The organism is Flavobacterium enshiense (assembly GCF_040750275.1).
Taxonomy (GTDB): Bacteria; Bacteroidota; Bacteroidia; order Flavobacteriales; family Flavobacteriaceae; genus Flavobacterium; species Flavobacterium enshiense_B.
This window is the reverse complement of record NZ_JBDOCV010000017.1, coordinates 1-18,141: the sequence shown is the minus strand read 5'-3', so window position 1 is coordinate 18,141 and position 18,141 is coordinate 1. Positions and strand designations below refer to the sequence as shown.

Below are 18,141 nucleotides of genomic sequence, written 5' to 3'. Positions count from 1 at the left end.
TCCCTCTTTGTGGGATTTTTTTATTTCCGTTGCTCGTTCGGTGTGGAAATTCTGCAACAAATAAAAAATATCATGTAACACGTATAGGCTTAAGCAGTTGCAACTTTGTAATGTAATCATACAACAATTTTATTTAACTATTAAAAGTCAACAATTATGCAAAATTTACTTTATACGGCCGCAGTGGTATTGGTGATATTATGGGCCCTAGGATTTTTTGTTTACAGCGCCGGTAATTTAATTCACTTGCTGTTATTAATTGCAGTCATTGCCGTTTTGTTGAGGGTAATTAAAGGAAAAGAATTATAAACTATAAAATTAAAAATTATGAGACCAAGTAACGTAGTATTAGGAGTATTGGGTGGTTTAGCAGTTGGAGCAGCATTAGGCGTTTTATTTGCACCGGATAAAGGAAGCAACACCCGAAAAAAAATTGCCCAGAAAGGGACCGATTTAAAGAACAATATTAAAGATGGCATCCACAACATTATTGCTTCCGCAGAAGAAAAATACAATGATTTTGCTTCAAGAGCCAAAAACTCTGTGGATGAAAACATGTCAAATCTAGAGCGAATGAACAGCGAAATTGATCGATAATACGTCATGGAAAATATTGCAGACACCATAGAAACGCTTTACATAAAAGCCGAAAAGTATTCCAAAACCAGTTTGGAGTTACTGAAATTAAGCGCCATTGACAAAACCACTGATGTCATTTCATCGTTAGCATTACTTATTTGCCTTTCTATGGTGGTTGCGATATTCACGTTGTTCATCAATATCGGTATAGGACTTTTGCTGGGTAAACTGCTGGACAACTATGCTTTGGGATTTTTCATTATCTCCGGTTTTTATGTGATTTTAGGAATTGTACTTTACCGGTTCAGACACAAACTGATTAAAGACCCTATCAGCAGTTTGGTAATAAAAAAACTGCTACGGGACAAACCGACAACTAATTCTTCCTCAAACAATTAAATTCGGGCAATTATGAAAACTACACATCCTTACGATATTTTAAATCTGAAAATTGCTCAATTGAAACAGCAGCAACAGGAAGAACTTACCGATTTAAAAAGCGAAGTCCGATATGCTTTCGGAAACATCACTCCAAGTAAGATCTTACATCAGGGAATTGATGAAATTTTCAAGCCAGCCAACAGCAAAAAAATAATCATAACATCTGCTATCGGACTCATTGGAAATTATTTGGAAAAAAGATTTTTAGGTTCAAAAAAAGACAATTCTATTTTTCCGGCATTTGTCAATCTGGCACAGCTCGCCCTAACCGGTTATTTTTCTAAAAAAGGTAACGATCAATAACCCGCCGGAAAATTTCATCTTTTTAATAAAGAATCCAAACTGTAACATATTCAATTAACAACAACTCTAAAAAATTTAAACGCTATGAAAAATGTAAAATTCTATATTACGGTGGTAACAGTTGCAGCTGTAATGATTTCGTGTAAAGATGAAAAAAAAGAAAATGCAGATAAAAACGTATCCAATTATGCTGCCTATGTAGATTCTGTCAGTAAAATTGATACCAAAACAGCAACCGAAAATTGGGAGGAAATTGATGCTGCGGCCACTCTGAAAAAAAGTGAAGCAGAAGCCTCAATTACAGAGGTATCCGACAAAAGCCAATACGAAGCAAAAATTACAGCCTCATCCAATAAATATGATGAATTTAGAGTAATTCTTGAAGCCGAAAAACAAAAGTCAGTTACAGCTGACAACAAAAAAACGATACGACAATCGCTTTTTGGCGGAATGGAAATTGGTGATGACATGAATTTCAATTGGGTAACCAAAGACAATATAGCCAGCGTTTACGATAATTTCGTTACTACAGTTTCAAACAACAAAGATTCCTATTCCCGAGAGGACTGGGATGAAATCAAATTATTATATGAAGCCCTTGATGCCCACAAAAACACAGTAGAGAAAAATGGATTGTCCGGCAAAGACAATTTAAAAATTGCCGGTTTGAAAGTTAAATTTTCTACCCTATACCGAACCAGTAGAGTCGGTGCAAAATCGGAAGAAAATGCGGCTGCAAAAGAATAGTTTTTTCTCTGCAAAAAAAAACGAGGTATTAGAAAATACCTCGTTTTTTTTTATGCTGCAAATTCTAAGAATTAGAATACTTCGCTTTCTTTAAGTTTTTCTGTATTAGCTACCAATTGTAACTCATCAATCATTTTTTGAAGGTTACCATTCATAAACCCATCTAAATCAAAAAGACTCAAACCAATGCGGTGATCGGTAATACGTCCTTGTGCATAGTTATAGGTACGGATTTTCGCAGAACGGTCACCACTACTTACTTGAGAATTACGTTTTTTAGCATCTTCTTCCTGCTTTTTCGCCAATTCCATTTCATACAAACGCGAACGTAAAACCGTTAAGGCTCGGTCTTTATTCTTATGCTGCGACTTCTCATCCTGACACTGTGCGACCAAACCTGTCGGAACGTGTGTCATACGAACTGCAGATTTTGTAGTATTAACCGACTGCCCTCCAGGACCTGAAGAACAGAAATAATCGATACGCACATCGTTCATGTCAATCTGAACGTCAAATTCTTCCGCTTCCGGAAGGACCATTACTGTCGCTGCGGAAGTGTGCACACGCCCTTGTGTTTCCGTTTGAGGAACACGCTGTACACGGTGAACGCCTGCCTCGAATTTCAAGGTTCCGTATACATCTTCTCCGGTTACTTCAAAAATCACCTCTTTGAAACCTCCAGAAGTTCCTTCATTTAAATCTACAACAGAAGTTCTCCAGCCTTTTCCTTCACAGTATTTTGTGTACATACGGAATAAATCTCCAGCAAAAATTGAAGCTTCATCTCCTCCAGTTCCTGCACGGATTTCCACCATAACGTTTTTGGCATCTTCCGGATCTTTCGGGATCAGCATGAACTTGATCTCTTCTTCCAATTGCGGCAAACGCTCTTTAGCTTCCTCCAACTGCATTTTGGCCATTTCAACCATTTCAGGATCAGAGCCGTCGGCAAGGATTTCCTGAGCTTCTTTGATGTTTCCGTCGATATTAATGTATTCCTCGCGTTTTTCCACCAAAGCTTTCAAATCTTTGTATTCTTTATTCAACTGAACATAACGCTTCTGATCGGCAATTACATCGGGCTGAATAATCAAATCCGAAATTTCGTCGAAACGCTGTTTCACATATTGTAATCTGTCTAACATAGTATTTTCCTCCTATTTTGGATGTGCAAAATTACGAAAAAAATCGGTTGAAAAAACCTTAGAAAAACGCATCATATTTTTTTGCAAATTAATTAACGTTTTATCTACCTTTAACCCGTCAAATAACCTAAATGAAATAATGAAAAAAACGACGTTACTTTTAGCTGCTTTTGCGGTTGTTTCGTGTCAAGAAAGAAATGAAAGTTCCGCACAGTACGGAGAGCCGCAGGAGATCGAAACCAAAACCTATGAACAGTTGGAAAAAGTAAACTGGCTGATGGGCGAATGGGGAAACACAACTCCTGAAGGGAATTTAACAGAAACATGGTCGCAACTAAACGACAGTACTTTAACCGGAAAAACGGTTTTCGTTACAGGTGCAGACACTATGTTCACGGAAACGATTGAGATCATGCAGATGAACGACAGTTTGTTGTACACTACCAAAGTTTCAAATCAAAATGAAGGTAAGGCTGTTTCATTTAAAGCATCGAATGTTGCTGAAAGTCAAATCGTTTTTGAAAACGCGAAACATGATTTCCCCCAAAAAATCACTTATAACAAAATTTCTGCCGATAGCTTGGTTGCCGAAATTTCCGGAATGAAAGACGGAAAAGAAAGCAAGGAAAGTTATCCGATGAAAAAGAAATAAGCTAAAATCACTTCAACCCTCGTCCAAAACGAGGGTTTTTTTATTTTTAAAAACTTGAAAATCAACACGTAATAAAAATATCACAATTTTTATTTAAAATAAGTCTAAATTAATTTTGCGAAATAATTTTTCAGAAACTAGTTTTGCAGAAAAATATTATTTTAATTTATTCTAAATAAAAATATGAAAAACTTATTTCTACCTTTTTCAGCTTTACTGATTTGTCTTCAAATCGGTGCTCAGGAAAAGGAAAAACAGACAGTTAAAAATGATTCCATCAAAAAACTCGAGGAAGTTATCGTAAACGGTAACTCTAACAAGTTCACCACAAGTACTCCTTCAAACAATCTGAGGATTAAAACAGAACTCTCGAAAGTTCCGCAAAATATTCAGGTGGTTACTAATGAAGTCATCAAAAACCAGAACATCACCAACATGATGCAGAGTGTTACCAGAAATGTAAGTGGGGCACAAATGATTGAACATTGGGGCCATTTTGCAAGGATTAACATGAGAGGTTTCAAATTACCGGCATTTCGAAACGGAATGAATGTGGAAATGCCTTGGGGACCACTATCAGAAGATATGTCTATGGTAGAAAGCATCGAGTTTGTAAAAGGCCCATCCGGATTTATGATGTCTGCCGGAGAACCGGGAGGGTTTTACAATGTCGTAACTAAAAAACCAACAAAATATTCCATCAATGAAATCACGCTTTCCGGTGGAAGCTTCAATTCTTTCCGCGGTTCTTTTGATTCCGGGGGGGCTTTAACCAAAGATAAAAAGTTTCAATACCGTGTTAACGGAATGTACCAATCGGAAGAATCCATGAGAGAATACGAAAAAAGTAGTCGTTACAGTTTTGTTCCCTCTTTCAAATATGAATTCTCAGACAACACCTCCATAACAACAGAACTTACTTATCAACGTGCGAAACAAATGATTGGTGCTGCTTATGTTTTTGCTCCGGTTTCTTCAGGTTACGGTAGTTTATCACGAGATTTTACCAACATCGACAAAGGCTTCCCAACAACGAATATTGAAGAAGTAAGTTTTTTAACAAGTTTCAACCACAAGTTTAATGACAAATGGTCCATCGATGCACAATACATGATTATGCGTTACGACCAGGTTGGTGCGAGTACTTGGGCTTGGGATATGCAAAATAATGGTGATCTACTTCGATATGTCAGCATATGGGATGCCTACAGTACCAACGAATTAGGACAAGTATATGCCAACGGAGAATTTAAAACCGGCCCTTTGACGCACAAAATCATGGGTGGTTTTGATTTCAGAAACTTAAAATATTATGCAGATTGGGGACAATTCGGATTAATTGACAACCCTGCAAACCCGTTCAATGTATTCAATCCTGAATATGGAAATGCAGTTTATCCGGACTTTGACAGAACAAAATCGATAAAAGAGCGCGGAGCTGCCAACTATCAGGGAGTTAATTATTTCTCATTCTATGCTCAAGATGAAATCTGGGCATTAAACAACAAATTGAGAATAACCTTAGCCAGCCGTTTTGTACAAGGAAAAGTGTTTGCCTATGGCGATACCAGCAAAGAATCACGCTTTACCCCTCGATTTGGAGTAAGTTACGACATCTTGCCGAGTTTAACCGTTTACGGACTTTACGATCAGTCGTTTGCGCCACAATACGGCGCCAGCAAAACAGGAGAACGCTTTGATCCCGAACTTGCAATGGATATTGAGGCTGGTTTGAAAAAATCATGGTTCAACAACAAACTAAAAACCAGTTTAACGGCGTATCAAATAACAAAAGAAAATGTATTGGTAACGGATCCTACAGACATTAATTTCAGTATTCAGGTGGGAGAGATTCAATCAAAAGGAATTGAATTTGATATGCAGGGACAAATTACCCCGGAATTGAATGTCATCTTGAATTATGCCTTATCCGATGTAGAAATTACAAAAGATCCCAATGATGCAAACGTAGGAATGAAAGTTGCCGGTTTTTCGAAACACATCACCAACGGATGGCTTAACTATAATTTCAAGAATGATTCGTTTTTAAAAGGTTTTGGAGCTTCCATCGGTTACCAGTACCAAATTGATCGTTCTTCCTGGAATTGGGGTGCAGACAACGAATCAGCCTTACCGGATTACTTCCGTTTGGATGGAGGTCTGTCATGGAAAAATCAGAAAATCAGCGTGACTGCTAATGTGAACAACATCTTAGACAAATATCTGTATTCTGGAGCTTCTTACGGTACTTATTTGTACTGGCAGAGCGAACCGGGCATCAACGGACGTTTAACCGTGGCTTATAAATTCTAATTTATATTTATTTCAGTTTAGTTTAAAAAAGCTCCCTGTTTCGACGGGGAGTTTTACAATTTACAATCACTCCTTACTCATGAGCAAAAAAAAAGGTTTTAAACACAACATAGGAAAACTGCATTTATGGCTTGGTCTGACGGTCGGACTGTTGGTATTTATCATTTCGATAACGGGTGCCCTTTATGCTTTTCAGGCTGAAATTACAAATTACCTTAGAGAAGACGCTATCTATCATCACGAAAAAGACATCGCACAAAAAAAAGTTTTACCGCTTAAAATACTGGAGCAAAAAGTAAACGAGCATACGAAAGAAAAATACCCGATCCATTGGGTTAATGTTGCTGTTGATAAAAGCCGAAGCTATGTGTTTTATTATTACGAACACAATCCGAAAGGCTGGAATTTTTTTGAAGAATATGTCGTTTACAAATCAGTGTATGTGAATCCGTTTACAGGAAAAGTTTTAGCTGTTTATGATGAGACACGTGATTTTTTCAACATTGTCAAATCCATTCACTATAGTTTTTTGCTACGAACTGAATGGGGTGCTTATGTTTGCGGCATCCCAACCCTGATTTTTATTTTCATGCTGATTTCGGGAATCATTCTATGGTGGCCGAAAAACAAAGCGGCCCGAAAACAACGCTTTTGGTTCAATTGGAAAAATGTAAAAAACTGGAAACGTAAAAATTATGACTTGCACAACATACTTGGGTTTTATGCTTCTTTTTTAGCGCTGATTGTGGCAATTACCGGTTTATATTATTCGTTCTTTTTCATTCAGGCGATGATTTATATAGTCTTTTCCGGAGGTGACGCGACGTATCCGAATTTCGATCATATTACCACCAAAGCGCCAATCGAACAGAGAACAGAAACCACACTCGACAAAATCGGAAAAAAGGTGGAGGAACTTTATCCCGATGCTCATGCTTATTCCTTAGATTTCGGTCACCCACACATTGACGACCATGAACATCCGAATTACTCGGTATTTGTTCAGCAATTATCGCATTCCTATCACATCAACCACAACTTAATTTTTGATGAAAACTCGGGAGAACTTTTACATGTTCACGATCATAAAGACAAAAACCTGGGCGAAAAAGCGATTGCTGCTAATTATGACACCCATATTGGTGCTATTTTAGGACTACCCGGAAAAATTCTAGCGTTTATTTTAAGTTTGGTTTGCGCTTCACTTCCAATAACAGGTTTCTTGGTTTGGTGGGGACGAAATAAAAAGAAGAAAAAGGAAGCTTAATTATATTTCAAGCAGCTTTCATAAATAAAAAAGGCTTCTCGAATTGAAAAGCCTTTTTACTATATACTGTAATCAAATACTAGTTTTTCATCGGAATGTTTTCCAAAATCTCCATCACGAATTTCCAATATTTCTGAGCCGAAGAAATGGATGCTCTTTCATCTGGGCTGTGCGCCCCTTTAATGGTTGGTCCGAAGGAAATCATATCCATATCCGGATAATTTGTTCCCAGGATACCACATTCTAATCCGGCGTGACAAGCTACAACATGTGGTTTTGATCCGTTTTGTTTTTCGTAGATTGAAGTCAATACGTCCAAAATCGGGGAACTTACATTCGGCGTCCAACCTGGATACGAACCAGCAAACGTTACTTCACATCCGAACAATTCGAAAGCAGAACGTAAAGCATTTGCCAAATCAAATTTAGATGATTCTACCGAAGAACGCGTTAAATTCTGAATGGAGATTTCACCGTCTTTCACGATTACACGAGCAATGTTGTTTGACGTTTCCACCAGATTTTCCATATCGGCACTCATTCTGAAAACACCGTTATGCGCGGCATAAATCGCACGAAGCAAACCTTCCTGAACGCCTAAATCCATTACCTTAGAAGGCAACTCGGATTTTACGATTTCGATGGTCAGGTTTTGCTCGGTCGTTTTGTATTCGAATTTGATATCGTTGATTACTTCCTGCATGTCGAATACGAAAGCCTCATCGTACATTTCAGCAATAATCACTTTCGCAACGCTTTCACGCGGGATCGCATTACGCAAACTTCCGCCGTTAATTTCCGCAATCTGTAAACCGAAGTTTTCAAATCCGTCGAATAATAAACGATTCATAATTTTATTCGCGTTTCCTAAACCTTTATCGATGTCCATTCCGGAGTGACCACCGTTCAAACCTTTTACGGTAATGGTATAACCCACTGAACCTTCCGGAGTTTCTTCTTCTGTATAATTACGAACTGCCGTAACGTCTACTCCACCGGCACAACCGATATCGATTTCATCGTCTTCTTCCGTATCTAAATTCAAAAGAATTTCACCGTCTAACAAACCACCTTTTAAGCCCATCGCACCAGTCATACCGGTTTCTTCATCAATAGTGAATAATGCTTCAATCGCTGGATGTTTGATGTCTTTGCTTTCTAAAATCGCCATGATGGTAGCCACTCCCAAACCGTTATCAGCACCTAGAGTTGTTCCTTTTGCACGAACCCAATCTCCATCTACATACATCTCGATTCCCTGAGTATCGAAATCAAAAATGGTATCGTTGTTTTTTTGGTGCACCATATCCAAATGCGATTGCATAACAATGGTTTTACGGTTTTCCATTCCTGCCGAAGCCGGTTTTTTGATGATTACGTTTCCAACTTCATCCTTGATTGTTTCCAATCCTAATTTCTGACCGAATTCCATCATAAAAGCAATCACACGTTCCTCTTTTTTAGAAGGACGCGGAACGGCATTCAGGTCGGCAAATTTATTCCAAAGCGCTTTCGGCTCAAGATTTCTTACTTCCTGGCTCATTTATAGTTTGTTTAGTATTTATAGATTAAATAATTCAAAGTGGGTCAAAGTTACGAAGTTTTGTAACGATGATACGGATAAATCATAAGAAATTATTCGTGATTCAAAAGCTTGGCATGGGCCACATGTTCTTCGAAAAGCTGTGGTATTTTTTTTTCGGATACTTCGCCGTACCAAACATTATCAGGCTGAAAACCAACAACTGGAGCACACTTGCAATTATCCGTACAATGCGTTTTAATCATTTCCACTTCGCCCTTCATTTCAGTTTGTTTGATCAGGCCGCGAAAGATTTTACGGTTGTGCTTGTTGTCTTTACCGCATTTGCTCCCGTCGCAAAACAGGATGACTTTTTTTCGCATTTCCAACTTCTTCATTGCACTGGTTTTTAAGTGGTTCTTCTGTCTTACAAATTTACGACAAGTGTTTTAATGATTGAAAGATTAAATGATTTAAAAATTGAAAGATTAAAAACCATGATTAAATACTATTAAAACCTACTTTTGACTTTCGACTTTCATTTCTATCTTTAGCAAAATTTAACGAATGAACCGAAAACTGATTTTACCATTGTTTCTTGTTGTGCAACTCATAGGTTTGCGAATCCTTTCGTTGTTTCCGGAAACGGTGGAACAGATTTACAGCACCGGCTTCTATCCTTTTTTAGCAAAAATTTCGAGAATTACGTTGGGAAATATTACGTTTTCGGTGGGTGATGTTATTTACGGAATAGCGATTTTCTTTTTACTTCGCTGGTTCTGGAAAAAACGTAAAACCTGGAAAACAGAGTGGAAATCAAATTTTTTATCGTTAGCGGGATTTGTTTCGGTATTTTATTTCTTGTTCAATGCACTTTGGGCGCTGAATTATTTAAGAGTACCGATGTATCAGAAACTTAAAATCGAAAGAGAATATTCCCAAGAAGATTTACTGGCATTTACTAAGCAATTAATTGTAAAAACGAACGCCATTCATTCGCAATTAGTAGAAAATGATTCCATTAAAGTAAATATCCCATATTCACAGGAGGAAATTTTCCAAAAATCCCAAAAAGGTTATGATAATTTAACGGCTACGTTTCCTTATTTAAAATATGAAGACCATTCCGTAAAACCATCCTTACTGAGTTTACCGTTAACCTACATGGGATTTGGCGGCTATCTGAACCCGTTTACCAATGAAGCACAAGTGAACGACATGGTGCCAGTACACAATTTCGTGGTTACGACGGCTCATGAAATGTCGCATCAAATAGGAATCGGTTCTGAAAGTGAAGCGAATTTTGTTGGTTTTTTAGCGACCACACACAACGATGATTTGTATTTTAAATATTGTGGCTATTCGTATGCGTTACGCTATTGCTTGGGCAATCTTGAGAATTTTGAAGAAGGTGCAACTAAAGAATTATTACCCGATATTCATCCCGGCATTTTAAAAGATTTTCAGGAAACACAGGATTTTTGGGACAGTCATCAAACCTTTATCGATGTTATTTTCCATCAGTTTTACGACAAATTCCTAAAAATCAACCAACAGAAAGACGGTTTGGAAAGCTATAGTAAATTTGTGGGGCTAATGGTGAATTACTATGAAAAAAGAAAATTGTAACAAATTATGAACGTTTACCGATATTAAATTAAAAACTCCCAAGGAGAACAATCTTTTTAGGAGTTTAATTTGATAAGCAATTTTTACTTTTACTTAATTTCAGTTACAATTACGGTAAATGGTTTTGTGCCTACGTTTGTTGTTTTGTGCGTTACAGCCTCTGACCAACCAACTTGACCTGCTTTTAATTCAACAATAGTTGCATCTTTACCTTTAACTTCTGCTTTCATTTTTACATCAGTTACAGCATAAACAGAATACTGTGGATGTGCATGCCAGTCGGCCACTGCTCCGGGAGCAAAAGTCACTTCCGATACAGTAACTTTGTCATTGTCCGTTAAAACTTTCATGGTTACCCCAGGCCATGGCTCCTTTTTGTCTTGTGCATATACAAACTGCACGCTTGCAACTGTCATCAATACTACCAATGACAGCAGCATCAGAATTGATTTTTTCATCATGCTTAAATTTAAATTTCACTTACTCCATTTGGTTTTCATCTTCCCTTTTCTTTTGTAAAACTAATGATTTTCAGCCTTTTAAATTTGTTCAGTCCAAACTCTCATTACGCAACATTTGGTTTAATTTGAGGAAAATAAGGAGCATTTAAAGTAAATATTAACTTAGCTTTTTAAGTTCTTAAGCAACTTCAAAGTTACAAAAAAAAACAGAATCATCTAGAGCAAAAACATATTTAAAAACTTAATAATCAACACTGTAACTCAAATTTCATCACTAGTAAAACTCTGAATATTTTTCTTTTTATACGGACGGATGATTAAACGGCCTTCCCTGTCAAATTTGATGTAATTATACACCCAATTCATCAATACTACCGCTTTATTTTTGAAACCGATTAGGGAAAACAGATGCACAAACATCCAAACGAACCAGGCAAAGACCCCGTGAAAATGCATTTTGGGCAAATCGACAACCGCCTTGTTACGTCCTATGGTGGCCATGGAGCCTTTGTCGTTGTATTCATAGGCTTTCATCGGTTTATTCTTTATCTTTTTGATAAGGTTTTCTGCTAATAAATCGCCTTGCTGAATCGCCGGTTGTGCCATCATCGGATGTCCGAACGGATATTTCTCGGATTGCATGGATGCAATGTCCCCTACCGCAAAAATAGTATCATAGCCCAAAACCTGATTGTATTCATTGACTTTGTAACGGTCGGCACGTGGAATTAAAGCCTCTGCCTGCAATCCGTTTATCGCTGCCCCTTTTACACCGGCCGCCCAAATAACCGTTGCGGTATCAAAAGTCAAATCCGAACCGGTTGTAACGGTGCGTCCGTCATAATTGGTTACGCGTACATTTTTCCAAATACTTACCCCTAAGCTGTGAAGAAATTTTTCGGCGCTTTCCGAGGATTTTTCAGTCATCGCATCCAACAACCTATCGCTCCCTTGTACCAAATGAATTCCCATTTTTCGAATGTCCAGATCTGGATAATCTTTTGGAAGTATGGCCTTTTTCATTTCCGCTAAAGCACCGGCTAATTCTACTCCGGTTGGGCCTCCTCCTACGATGACGAAATTCATTAAGGCGTTGCGTTCCGCAATATCGTTGGTTAACGTAGCCTGTTCAAAGTTTTCCAAAATCAAACTGCGGATGTTAAGCGATTGCGGAATCGTTTTCATCGCCATACTGTAACTTTCAATGTCTTTATTGCCGAAATAGTTGGTTTTGGAACCCGTCGCAATGACCAAATAATCGTAATGCAAATCGCCAATATCGGCCAAGACTTTTTGATTTTCAGTGTCGATACTTTTTACGTTGGCCAAGCGGAAATAAAAATCCTGATATTCCTGCACCACTTTTCGGATGGGATAGGCAATGGAGCCGGCTTCCAAACCTCCTGTGGCTACCTGATACAGTAAAGGTTGAAACGTATGGTAATTGTGCTTGTCGAGTAAAACGACCTGTACATTTTTATTCTTAAGTTTTTTGGCTAAACTGATTCCGGCAAAACCACCGCCAATAATAACGATGCGCGGAAAACTGGAGCGGGGAATATTCATTTTTTGGGTTGCAAAATTGATTTCTATAAAGTTACAAAGTTTCTTTGAGGGAAGCGAGGAAAGTTTAAAAAATGTACTACCGTTTGTACATAGCCCCGATGGAAGCGGCACCTTGTAAAGCGTACAGCGGGAATATGGCAGAAAAAACGCGCAAAAGTATTGCTCTCTTAAATAAAAAACTCCAAATTTGTAACATACGATAAAATTTTAACACTAATCGTTTATGAATTCGAGTTTAGAGCAGTCCTTTGTTTCGCAATTGCAGGAGCATCAGAACATTATCCACAAGATTTGTCGGTTGTACACGTCTGATGAAGATGCGCATAAGGACTTGTTTCAGGAAATTACCATTCAGCTTTGGAAAGCATTTCCGCAGTTTCGCGGGGAAGCGAAGTTCACTACTTGGGCGTATCGTGTCGCGTTGAATACCGCTATTACACTGTATCGGAAGAAAACGAAATCGGTGAGTACGATTGAGTTTGACAGCAAAATTCACAAGTTCAGCCATGACGAATACAATTACGAAGAAGAAGAACAGATCAAGCTCTTATACAAGGCCGTACATCAGTTAAATGACATTGAGAAAGCGTTGGTTTTCATGTATCTGGAAGACAAAGATTATACGGAAATAGCCGAAACATTGGGTATCAGCGAGGTAAATGCCAGAGTAAAAATGAACCGAATTAAAGGAAAATTAAAGAAAATAGTAAATCCGTAAGGAGCAGGAAATATGGACGAGTTAGATTTATTAAAAAAAGACTGGAAGAAAAACGACAGTCAGTTTCCGAAAGTTTCGGAACAGGAAATTTATGCGATGCTGCATAAGAAGTCGTCTTCTATAGTAAAATGGATTTTTATCATTAGTGTGCTGGAAATTATTCTGTGGACAACTATAAGCATACTGACCGCCGATGAAAATTATTTTAAAACCCTGAAAGATTACCACATTGATACTTTAATGGATGTTTTTACAGCGGTAAACTATGTGGTTATCGCATGTTTTATCTTCTTATTTTATAGGAATTTCAGAAACATCAACACAACGGACAATGTAAAATCACTAATGAAAAATATACTGAGAACCCGAAAAACGGTACAGTATTACATTTGGTACAACTTAGGAATGATCGGACTGACATTCATCATCATCATGACAGCAACTTTCCGATACGATGCCCGCATTAATGAAATAGTGGAAAAATCTTCTGCAGGAGGAGATGGCAACACGTTATTTTGGATTGTATTAATCGGATTCACTTTTATTTTCTTTGTGGTGTTTTTCTCTTTGTTCTGGTTGTTCTACCGATTGATTTACGGTTATTTATTGAGAAGGCTCCACAAGAATTTTGAAGAACTTAAAAAAATAGATTTTTAGATTAAGTAAAAAGAGGCTTAAAGCCTCTTTTATTTAATAATTCCATTGACGCTGACGATCCAGCTCCTGCATTTCCTCTATTTCATCCTGTGGAATTACTTTTAAAAAAGAAGGATGCTGCTCGATCGCATATTCAATTTTTTCAACTATTTCTTCGATGGTTTCGTTATCGTAATCAATCTGTAACGGTTCTTTGATGATAAACGATTGTAAGATTCCTTTCTTTTTCAAACGAAGTCCTTTTCGATCGAAAGAACGGCGGAATCCGTCAATAACAATTGGCACTACTATTGGCTTGTGCTGTTTGATGATGTGAGCTGTTCCTTTTCGAACCGGTTTAAATGAACGTGTTGTTCCTTGTGGGAAGGTAATTACCCAACCGTCTTCCAATGCAATTTTGATATTTTCAGTATCGTTGAAATTAACTTCTTTCCTTTCATGTTCAGCAACATCTTTACCTCCCGAACGCCAAGTCCTTTCTACGGTAATCGCCCCAACATATGCTAAAATTCTTGGCAGCAATCCGGCTTGCATGGTTTCTTTAGCCGCTACATAGTAAATATTCAATTTCGGGCGCCATAAATAACCTATGTTTCGAATGTTGTCTTCACGCCCCTTCAAACTGGCGTTAAATACGTGAAACATGGCAACAACGTCTGCGAAATAAGTTTGATGATTAGAAATGAACAATACATTTTTATCGGGAAGTGATCGAATAATTTCGGAACCATCAATATGCAACTGATTAAAACCTCTATAACGTCTGTGTGTCAAAGCCCCAAAAACACGAATCAGCCAGGTTTTTATGAAAAGTATATGACCAAAAGGATTTCTTTTAAACAATCCCATAATTTTAGTTAATTAAGTTCTAAAAAAGAGGTGCAAATGTAATCATTTAATTCATTCAGAGCACTTTTCTAATGGTTTCTTTAAGCTCGCTCATCATCATAGCAGTTGCGCCCCAAACCACATATTTATCCACATTAAAAACCGGCACACTTATATTATTGGCATAAGACGTTGACATCACCACTTGTGTAATTATTCTGTCATCAAGTAAATCTTCCAGCGGTAATTCTAAAACCCTTTTAACTTCGTAAGGGCTTGGTACAAAGGTTACTTCTTCATTAATAATCCCCAGAAAAGGGGATACTAAAAAATTGCTGGGTGGAATATACAATTCACTGAATGGTTTCACAATCTGAACTAAATCCGGTTTAATTCCAATTTCCTCATGGGTTTCGCGTAAGGCGGTGTGTTTTAAATCGATATCCGATGGCTCTACTTTTCCACCTGGAAATGCAATTTGTGAGGCATGTATTCCAGGATAGGAATTTCTAACAATCAGAGCTAAGTGAACTTTATTGCCCTTAGGATATAAAAGCATCATGACAGCCGCTTTTCTGGGGTTCTTATCCAGATAATCTTTGGAAGAAAGAGACGAAATCCGTTCCAGAGGCGCCATTTTCATATGCGCTTCTACAGAAAGTAACTTTTCTTTTTCTATTTTTGGCAAATATTTTAAGAAATCCAGAAAATCCATTTTTTAGTTGTAAAATTTAGGCACCAACTATAAAGTTACCGCTAAAAAAAGTTTTAACAAACTTTTACGCAAAGAATATGTTCAGCAAAGAAGAAGCACAGCGAATGAAAAAAGAGTTTTGGACGGCTTTTGCAGAAGCTTATCCACGAAAATGGCTCTTGTATGACACCAAAATAAAAGACTTTTCCTTTAAATTTTATATCGACAATAAAAAAGCACAGGTTTTAATCGATATCGAATGCCGTGATGATGAGAAAAGAAAAATTTACTTCGAAAAAATCGAATCCTTAAAAACCATCTTACTCGATGAGTTTATACCGGAAGCCATTTTCGAACGCAACTTCTATCTAGAAACCGGTCATTGCAACAGTCGTATCTGGGTGGAAAAAACCGGAATAAGTTTGTACAATAGAGCAACTTGGGATGAAATTTTTGATTTTTTCAACGAAAACATGGATGCTTTCGAGCGCTTTTTCTACGAATATCAGGATTACATCAGTGATTTGGAAATCAACACTTAAGAACTATTTCTTGTTCTTTTCCTCAATCCATTTCGACATATAATGAGTACTTTGCATCGTGTGATGCTGTAACAGCATACCAATAAAATTTTGCTGGCGATGACTTTTCAGATTTGCATTTAAATAGCCAATTTTAGTTTGCAAATCATATAAATACGAATGCTCAGCAAAACGTTCTTTTACCATTTCAAAACCGTTTTGTTGGACATTCTTCCAAACTTCTTCTTCCGAATACAATACAACTGCAGATGCAACGAACGCTTGATTATCATCAGCAATAAATCCATTCCAAGGCAAATTACCATACATGGCTTCCGCTCCTATAGCAGTGGTTACAGTTGGTGTTCCATACACCATCGCTTCTAACAACTTCCCTTTAATTCCAGCTCCGAAACGAATTGGTGCTAACAAAACCCTTGCGTTTTCAATAACGTCTTCAGCACTCTCCGCACGCCCTTTAATAAAAAACCGTTCTTTTGGATTGTGCAACTGCAATATTTTTTGAGAAGGATACGCACCATAAATCAACATGTTAGCATCCGGAAGACATTTTCTCAATTCCGGCCAGATTTCGTTTTTTAAAATCTGGACACAATTCCAGTTCGGTTCGTGAAGAAAATTTCCAATAAACACAAAATCCTTACGTTGAGAAAACGACAATCTTCTGTCAAATTTACCAATCGTTTCATTCTCAATCAAAATCGGAAGGTAATACAACAAACCCCTATCTACTTTAAAGAGATTTTCCAGCAATGCCATCTCAAACTCCGAAATCATCAAAGTCAGATCACAGCGAAAAATACTAGCGATTTCCCGTTTGGCTACATCCGTAAAAAGCATTTCATTTTGAAACAAAACTCCTTTTTTATAGGCTCCTTTTCGGGCATTACGCAAGCAATGTAAATCTTCCGTATCCAAAATTCTGATGGCATCGGGACAATTTTGAACCACTCGCCAGCCAAATTGCTCTTCTAGCATAAACCGATCAAACAAAACAATATTGGGCTGTACTTCAGATACAAAGCCATCGAAAGAACTGTCATTCAATTGCACAACATGCGATTCAATTCCTAATGCATTCAAATCAAAAGCAAATTCCGATTCTGAAGCCGTGCTCGCATATACAATCGAGTAACCAATAGATTGGAAAAACTTAATAAGTTGCAACATTCTACCTCCTGCAGCAGAAGATTTCGGTTCTACCCAAACAGAACTAAGAATTAACAGTTTTGAATTTTGCATCCTCAAAAATAGGCAGCATCCGCCAATAAATCCAAAAAAGGGCTTACTTTTGTACAAATTTTTACAAAATGTTAGGTTTAAAATTAGCCACCGACCCTCGTTGGGTGAACATCGTGGAATCCAATATCGAAGAAATTCTGACCGATCATGCCTGGTGTGAACAAAAAGCTGCGTCCAATGCGATTTACATCATCATCAACAACGCCGAAAAACCTGATTTAGTAGCCGAAATGACCAATATTGCCATTGAAGAAATGCAACATTTCAAAATGGTAATCGACATCATTAAAGAACGCGGCTTAACCTTAGGACGTGAGCGCAAAGACGACTACGTAAACGATTTGGTAAAATTTTGCCGAAAAGACGGCAGCAGAGAAGATGCTTTGATTGAACGTTTACTGTTCGCTGCCATGATCGAAGCCCGAAGTTGTGAACGCTTCCGCGTAATATCCCAAAACATTGAAGACCCGGAATTAGCCAAATTCTATCACGATTTAATGGTAAGTGAAGCCGGACATTACACCACATTTCTAAAATTCGCCAAACAATATGCTGGTAAAACAGACGTGGACAAACGCTGGAAAGAATGGCTGGATTTCGAAGCTACGGTAATAGCCAAATACGGAAAAAAAGAAACCATCCACGGATAATAAAATAATAACAACCTAAAAACCAATTCTTTACGAGTTGGTTTTTTTTCTTTTTGGAAGCGTAAAGGCTTGGTTTTGATTGCTATACCGTTTTCCCGTGTTGCGTTTTACTTCGTGCCACTGCACCCGGGGCTAGGGCATTTTGGTAATTCGTTTGGGATTTCAGAAGGCCTCTAGTCTTAAAA

General features: G+C 37.7%; 21 protein-coding genes. 13 read left to right on the top strand and 8 right to left on the bottom strand.

Annotation, left to right across the window (positions count from 1 at the left end):
• Positions 1-156: 156 nt before the first annotated feature.
• From ABGT15_RS13285 to ABGT15_RS13265, 5 genes are all read left to right on the top strand, one after another.
• On the top strand, positions 157-309 hold the full coding sequence (locus ABGT15_RS13285) for a lmo0937 family membrane protein (protein WP_313807134.1): 153 nt from the start codon (positions 157-159) through the stop codon (positions 307-309).
• An 18-nt stretch (positions 310-327) separates the two neighbouring features.
• Positions 328-597, top strand: a complete 270-nt coding sequence (locus ABGT15_RS13280; RefSeq protein WP_367231941.1) for a YtxH domain-containing protein — start codon at positions 328-330, stop codon at positions 595-597.
• Between the two features lie 6 nt (positions 598-603).
• The gene (locus ABGT15_RS13275; protein ID WP_367231940.1) at positions 604-978 is read left to right on the top strand and encodes a hypothetical protein; all 375 of its coding nucleotides are present in this window, start codon (positions 604-606) and stop codon (positions 976-978) included.
• A gap of 12 nt (positions 979-990) precedes the next feature.
• Positions 991-1,323, top strand: a complete 333-nt coding sequence (locus ABGT15_RS13270) for a hypothetical protein (protein ID WP_367231939.1) — start codon at positions 991-993, stop codon at positions 1,321-1,323.
• 84 nt (positions 1,324-1,407) lie between these two features.
• Positions 1,408-2,070, top strand: coding sequence for a DUF6565 domain-containing protein (locus tag ABGT15_RS13265; RefSeq protein WP_367231938.1), 663 nt, complete (start codon positions 1,408-1,410; stop codon positions 2,068-2,070).
• Positions 2,071-2,141: 71 nt separating this feature from the next.
• Here ABGT15_RS13265 and prfA read toward each other — a convergent pair whose 3' ends face one another.
• On the bottom strand, positions 2,142-3,215 hold the full coding sequence (prfA, locus tag ABGT15_RS13260; RefSeq protein WP_367231936.1) for a peptide chain release factor 1: 1,074 nt from the start codon (positions 3,213-3,215) through the stop codon (positions 2,142-2,144).
• A gap of 139 nt (positions 3,216-3,354) precedes the next feature.
• Between prfA and ABGT15_RS13255 the strand changes: the two genes are divergently transcribed.
• From ABGT15_RS13255 to ABGT15_RS13245, 3 genes are all read left to right on the top strand, one after another.
• Positions 3,355-3,867: a DUF6265 family protein gene (locus ABGT15_RS13255; RefSeq protein WP_367231934.1), complete on the top strand. Its 513-nt coding sequence runs from the start codon at positions 3,355-3,357 to the stop codon at positions 3,865-3,867.
• Positions 3,868-4,050: 183 nt separating this feature from the next.
• Positions 4,051-6,180, top strand: a complete 2,130-nt coding sequence (locus tag ABGT15_RS13250) for a TonB-dependent siderophore receptor (RefSeq protein WP_367231933.1) — start codon at positions 4,051-4,053, stop codon at positions 6,178-6,180.
• Positions 6,181-6,259: 79 nt separating this feature from the next.
• Positions 6,260-7,447 carry a PepSY-associated TM helix domain-containing protein gene (locus tag ABGT15_RS13245; protein ID WP_367231932.1) on the top strand — a complete coding sequence of 396 codons (1,188 nt, stop codon included), beginning with the start codon at positions 6,260-6,262 and terminating at the stop codon, positions 7,445-7,447.
• A gap of 79 nt (positions 7,448-7,526) precedes the next feature.
• Here ABGT15_RS13245 and ABGT15_RS13240 read toward each other — a convergent pair whose 3' ends face one another.
• Together ABGT15_RS13240 and ABGT15_RS13235 are read right to left on the bottom strand one after the other, a co-directional pair.
• Positions 7,527-8,990 (bottom strand): aminoacyl-histidine dipeptidase, encoded by a 1,464-nt coding sequence (locus ABGT15_RS13240; RefSeq protein WP_367231931.1) that lies wholly within the window; start codon positions 8,988-8,990, stop codon positions 7,527-7,529.
• 92 nt (positions 8,991-9,082) lie between these two features.
• Positions 9,083-9,367, bottom strand: coding sequence for a (2Fe-2S) ferredoxin domain-containing protein (locus ABGT15_RS13235; RefSeq protein WP_367231930.1), 285 nt, complete (start codon positions 9,365-9,367; stop codon positions 9,083-9,085).
• 169 nt (positions 9,368-9,536) lie between these two features.
• Here ABGT15_RS13235 and ABGT15_RS13230 point away from each other — a divergent pair, with 169 nt between their 5' ends.
• Positions 9,537-10,598: a DUF3810 domain-containing protein gene (locus ABGT15_RS13230; protein WP_367231929.1), complete on the top strand. Its 1,062-nt coding sequence runs from the start codon at positions 9,537-9,539 to the stop codon at positions 10,596-10,598.
• An 89-nt stretch (positions 10,599-10,687) separates the two neighbouring features.
• On the opposite strand, the gene ABGT15_RS13225 is transcribed toward ABGT15_RS13230, so the two are convergent.
• Positions 10,688-11,038, bottom strand: a complete 351-nt coding sequence (locus tag ABGT15_RS13225; RefSeq protein ID WP_367231928.1) for a cupin domain-containing protein — start codon at positions 11,036-11,038, stop codon at positions 10,688-10,690.
• Between the two features lie 282 nt (positions 11,039-11,320).
• On the bottom strand, positions 11,321-12,625 hold the full coding sequence (locus tag ABGT15_RS13220; protein WP_367231927.1) for an NAD(P)/FAD-dependent oxidoreductase: 1,305 nt from the start codon (positions 12,623-12,625) through the stop codon (positions 11,321-11,323).
• Positions 12,626-12,848: 223 nt separating this feature from the next.
• Between ABGT15_RS13220 and ABGT15_RS13215 the strand changes: the two genes are divergently transcribed.
• Complete coding sequence (locus tag ABGT15_RS13215; protein ID WP_237791258.1) at positions 12,849-13,343, top strand: RNA polymerase sigma factor; 495 nt, start codon at positions 12,849-12,851, stop codon at positions 13,341-13,343.
• Positions 13,344-13,355: 12 nt separating this feature from the next.
• Entirely contained in the window at positions 13,356-14,000 is a 645-nt protein-coding gene (locus tag ABGT15_RS13210) for a hypothetical protein (RefSeq protein ID WP_367231926.1), read from the top strand.
• Positions 14,001-14,033: 33 nt separating this feature from the next.
• On the opposite strand, the gene ABGT15_RS13205 is transcribed toward ABGT15_RS13210, so the two are convergent.
• Both ABGT15_RS13205 and ABGT15_RS13200 read right to left on the bottom strand, forming a co-directional pair.
• Positions 14,034-14,849: a lysophospholipid acyltransferase family protein gene (locus tag ABGT15_RS13205; protein ID WP_367231925.1), complete on the bottom strand. Its 816-nt coding sequence runs from the start codon at positions 14,847-14,849 to the stop codon at positions 14,034-14,036.
• 55 nt (positions 14,850-14,904) lie between these two features.
• Positions 14,905-15,543 (bottom strand): NUDIX hydrolase, encoded by a 639-nt coding sequence (locus ABGT15_RS13200; RefSeq protein WP_367231924.1) that lies wholly within the window; start codon positions 15,541-15,543, stop codon positions 14,905-14,907.
• Positions 15,544-15,620: 77 nt separating this feature from the next.
• Between ABGT15_RS13200 and ABGT15_RS13195 the strand changes: the two genes are divergently transcribed.
• The gene (locus ABGT15_RS13195) at positions 15,621-16,064 is read left to right on the top strand and encodes a DUF4268 domain-containing protein (protein WP_367231923.1); all 444 of its coding nucleotides are present in this window, start codon (positions 15,621-15,623) and stop codon (positions 16,062-16,064) included.
• A gap of 3 nt (positions 16,065-16,067) precedes the next feature.
• Here the strand turns inward: ABGT15_RS13195 and ABGT15_RS13190 are convergent, their stop codons facing one another.
• Complete coding sequence (locus ABGT15_RS13190; RefSeq protein ID WP_367231922.1) at positions 16,068-17,306, bottom strand: glycosyltransferase; 1,239 nt, start codon at positions 17,304-17,306, stop codon at positions 16,068-16,070.
• Between the two features lie 68 nt (positions 17,307-17,374).
• On the opposite strand from ABGT15_RS13190, the gene ABGT15_RS13185 reads away from it, so the two are divergent.
• On the top strand, positions 17,375-17,956 hold the full coding sequence (locus tag ABGT15_RS13185) for a tRNA-(ms[2]io[6]A)-hydroxylase (protein ID WP_367231921.1): 582 nt from the start codon (positions 17,375-17,377) through the stop codon (positions 17,954-17,956).
• Positions 17,957-18,141: the final 185 nt, after the last annotated feature.

What these genes read in the sequence shown, in the direction of transcription:
- prfA (WP_367231936.1), bottom strand. Translation starts at nt 3,215, where the DNA reads ATGTTAGACAGATTACAATATGTGAAACAGCGTTTCGACGAAATTTCG.
- ABGT15_RS13250 (WP_367231933.1), top strand. Translation starts at nt 4,051, where the DNA reads ATGAAAAACTTATTTCTACCTTTTTCAGCTTTACTGATTTGTCTTCAA.
- ABGT15_RS13245 (WP_367231932.1), top strand. Translation starts at nt 6,260, where the DNA reads ATGAGCAAAAAAAAAGGTTTTAAACACAACATAGGAAAACTGCATTTA.
- ABGT15_RS13190 (WP_367231922.1), bottom strand. Translation starts at nt 17,306, where the DNA reads ATGCAAAATTCAAAACTGTTAATTCTTAGTTCTGTTTGGGTAGAACCG.
- ABGT15_RS13195 (WP_367231923.1), top strand. Translation starts at nt 15,621, where the DNA reads ATGTTCAGCAAAGAAGAAGCACAGCGAATGAAAAAAGAGTTTTGGACG.
- ABGT15_RS13220 (WP_367231927.1), bottom strand. Translation starts at nt 12,625, where the DNA reads ATGAATATTCCCCGCTCCAGTTTTCCGCGCATCGTTATTATTGGCGGT.
- ABGT15_RS13240 (WP_367231931.1), bottom strand. Translation starts at nt 8,990, where the DNA reads ATGAGCCAGGAAGTAAGAAATCTTGAGCCGAAAGCGCTTTGGAATAAA.
- ABGT15_RS13265 (WP_367231938.1), top strand. Translation starts at nt 1,408, where the DNA reads ATGAAAAATGTAAAATTCTATATTACGGTGGTAACAGTTGCAGCTGTA.
- ABGT15_RS13255 (WP_367231934.1), top strand. Translation starts at nt 3,355, where the DNA reads ATGAAAAAAACGACGTTACTTTTAGCTGCTTTTGCGGTTGTTTCGTGT.
- ABGT15_RS13205 (WP_367231925.1), bottom strand. Translation starts at nt 14,849, where the DNA reads ATGGGATTGTTTAAAAGAAATCCTTTTGGTCATATACTTTTCATAAAA.
- ABGT15_RS13210 (WP_367231926.1), top strand. Translation starts at nt 13,356, where the DNA reads ATGGACGAGTTAGATTTATTAAAAAAAGACTGGAAGAAAAACGACAGT.
- ABGT15_RS13215 (WP_237791258.1), top strand. Translation starts at nt 12,849, where the DNA reads ATGAATTCGAGTTTAGAGCAGTCCTTTGTTTCGCAATTGCAGGAGCAT.
- ABGT15_RS13230 (WP_367231929.1), top strand. Translation starts at nt 9,537, where the DNA reads ATGAACCGAAAACTGATTTTACCATTGTTTCTTGTTGTGCAACTCATA.
- ABGT15_RS13275 (WP_367231940.1), top strand. Translation starts at nt 604, where the DNA reads ATGGAAAATATTGCAGACACCATAGAAACGCTTTACATAAAAGCCGAA.
- ABGT15_RS13285 (WP_313807134.1), top strand. Translation starts at nt 157, where the DNA reads ATGCAAAATTTACTTTATACGGCCGCAGTGGTATTGGTGATATTATGG.
- ABGT15_RS13235 (WP_367231930.1), bottom strand. Translation starts at nt 9,367, where the DNA reads ATGAAGAAGTTGGAAATGCGAAAAAAAGTCATCCTGTTTTGCGACGGG.
- ABGT15_RS13225 (WP_367231928.1), bottom strand. Translation starts at nt 11,038, where the DNA reads ATGCTGCTGTCATTGGTAGTATTGATGACAGTTGCAAGCGTGCAGTTT.
- ABGT15_RS13270 (WP_367231939.1), top strand. Translation starts at nt 991, where the DNA reads ATGAAAACTACACATCCTTACGATATTTTAAATCTGAAAATTGCTCAA.
- ABGT15_RS13200 (WP_367231924.1), bottom strand. Translation starts at nt 15,543, where the DNA reads ATGGATTTTCTGGATTTCTTAAAATATTTGCCAAAAATAGAAAAAGAA.
- ABGT15_RS13185 (WP_367231921.1), top strand. Translation starts at nt 17,375, where the DNA reads ATGTTAGGTTTAAAATTAGCCACCGACCCTCGTTGGGTGAACATCGTG.
- ABGT15_RS13280 (WP_367231941.1), top strand. Translation starts at nt 328, where the DNA reads ATGAGACCAAGTAACGTAGTATTAGGAGTATTGGGTGGTTTAGCAGTT.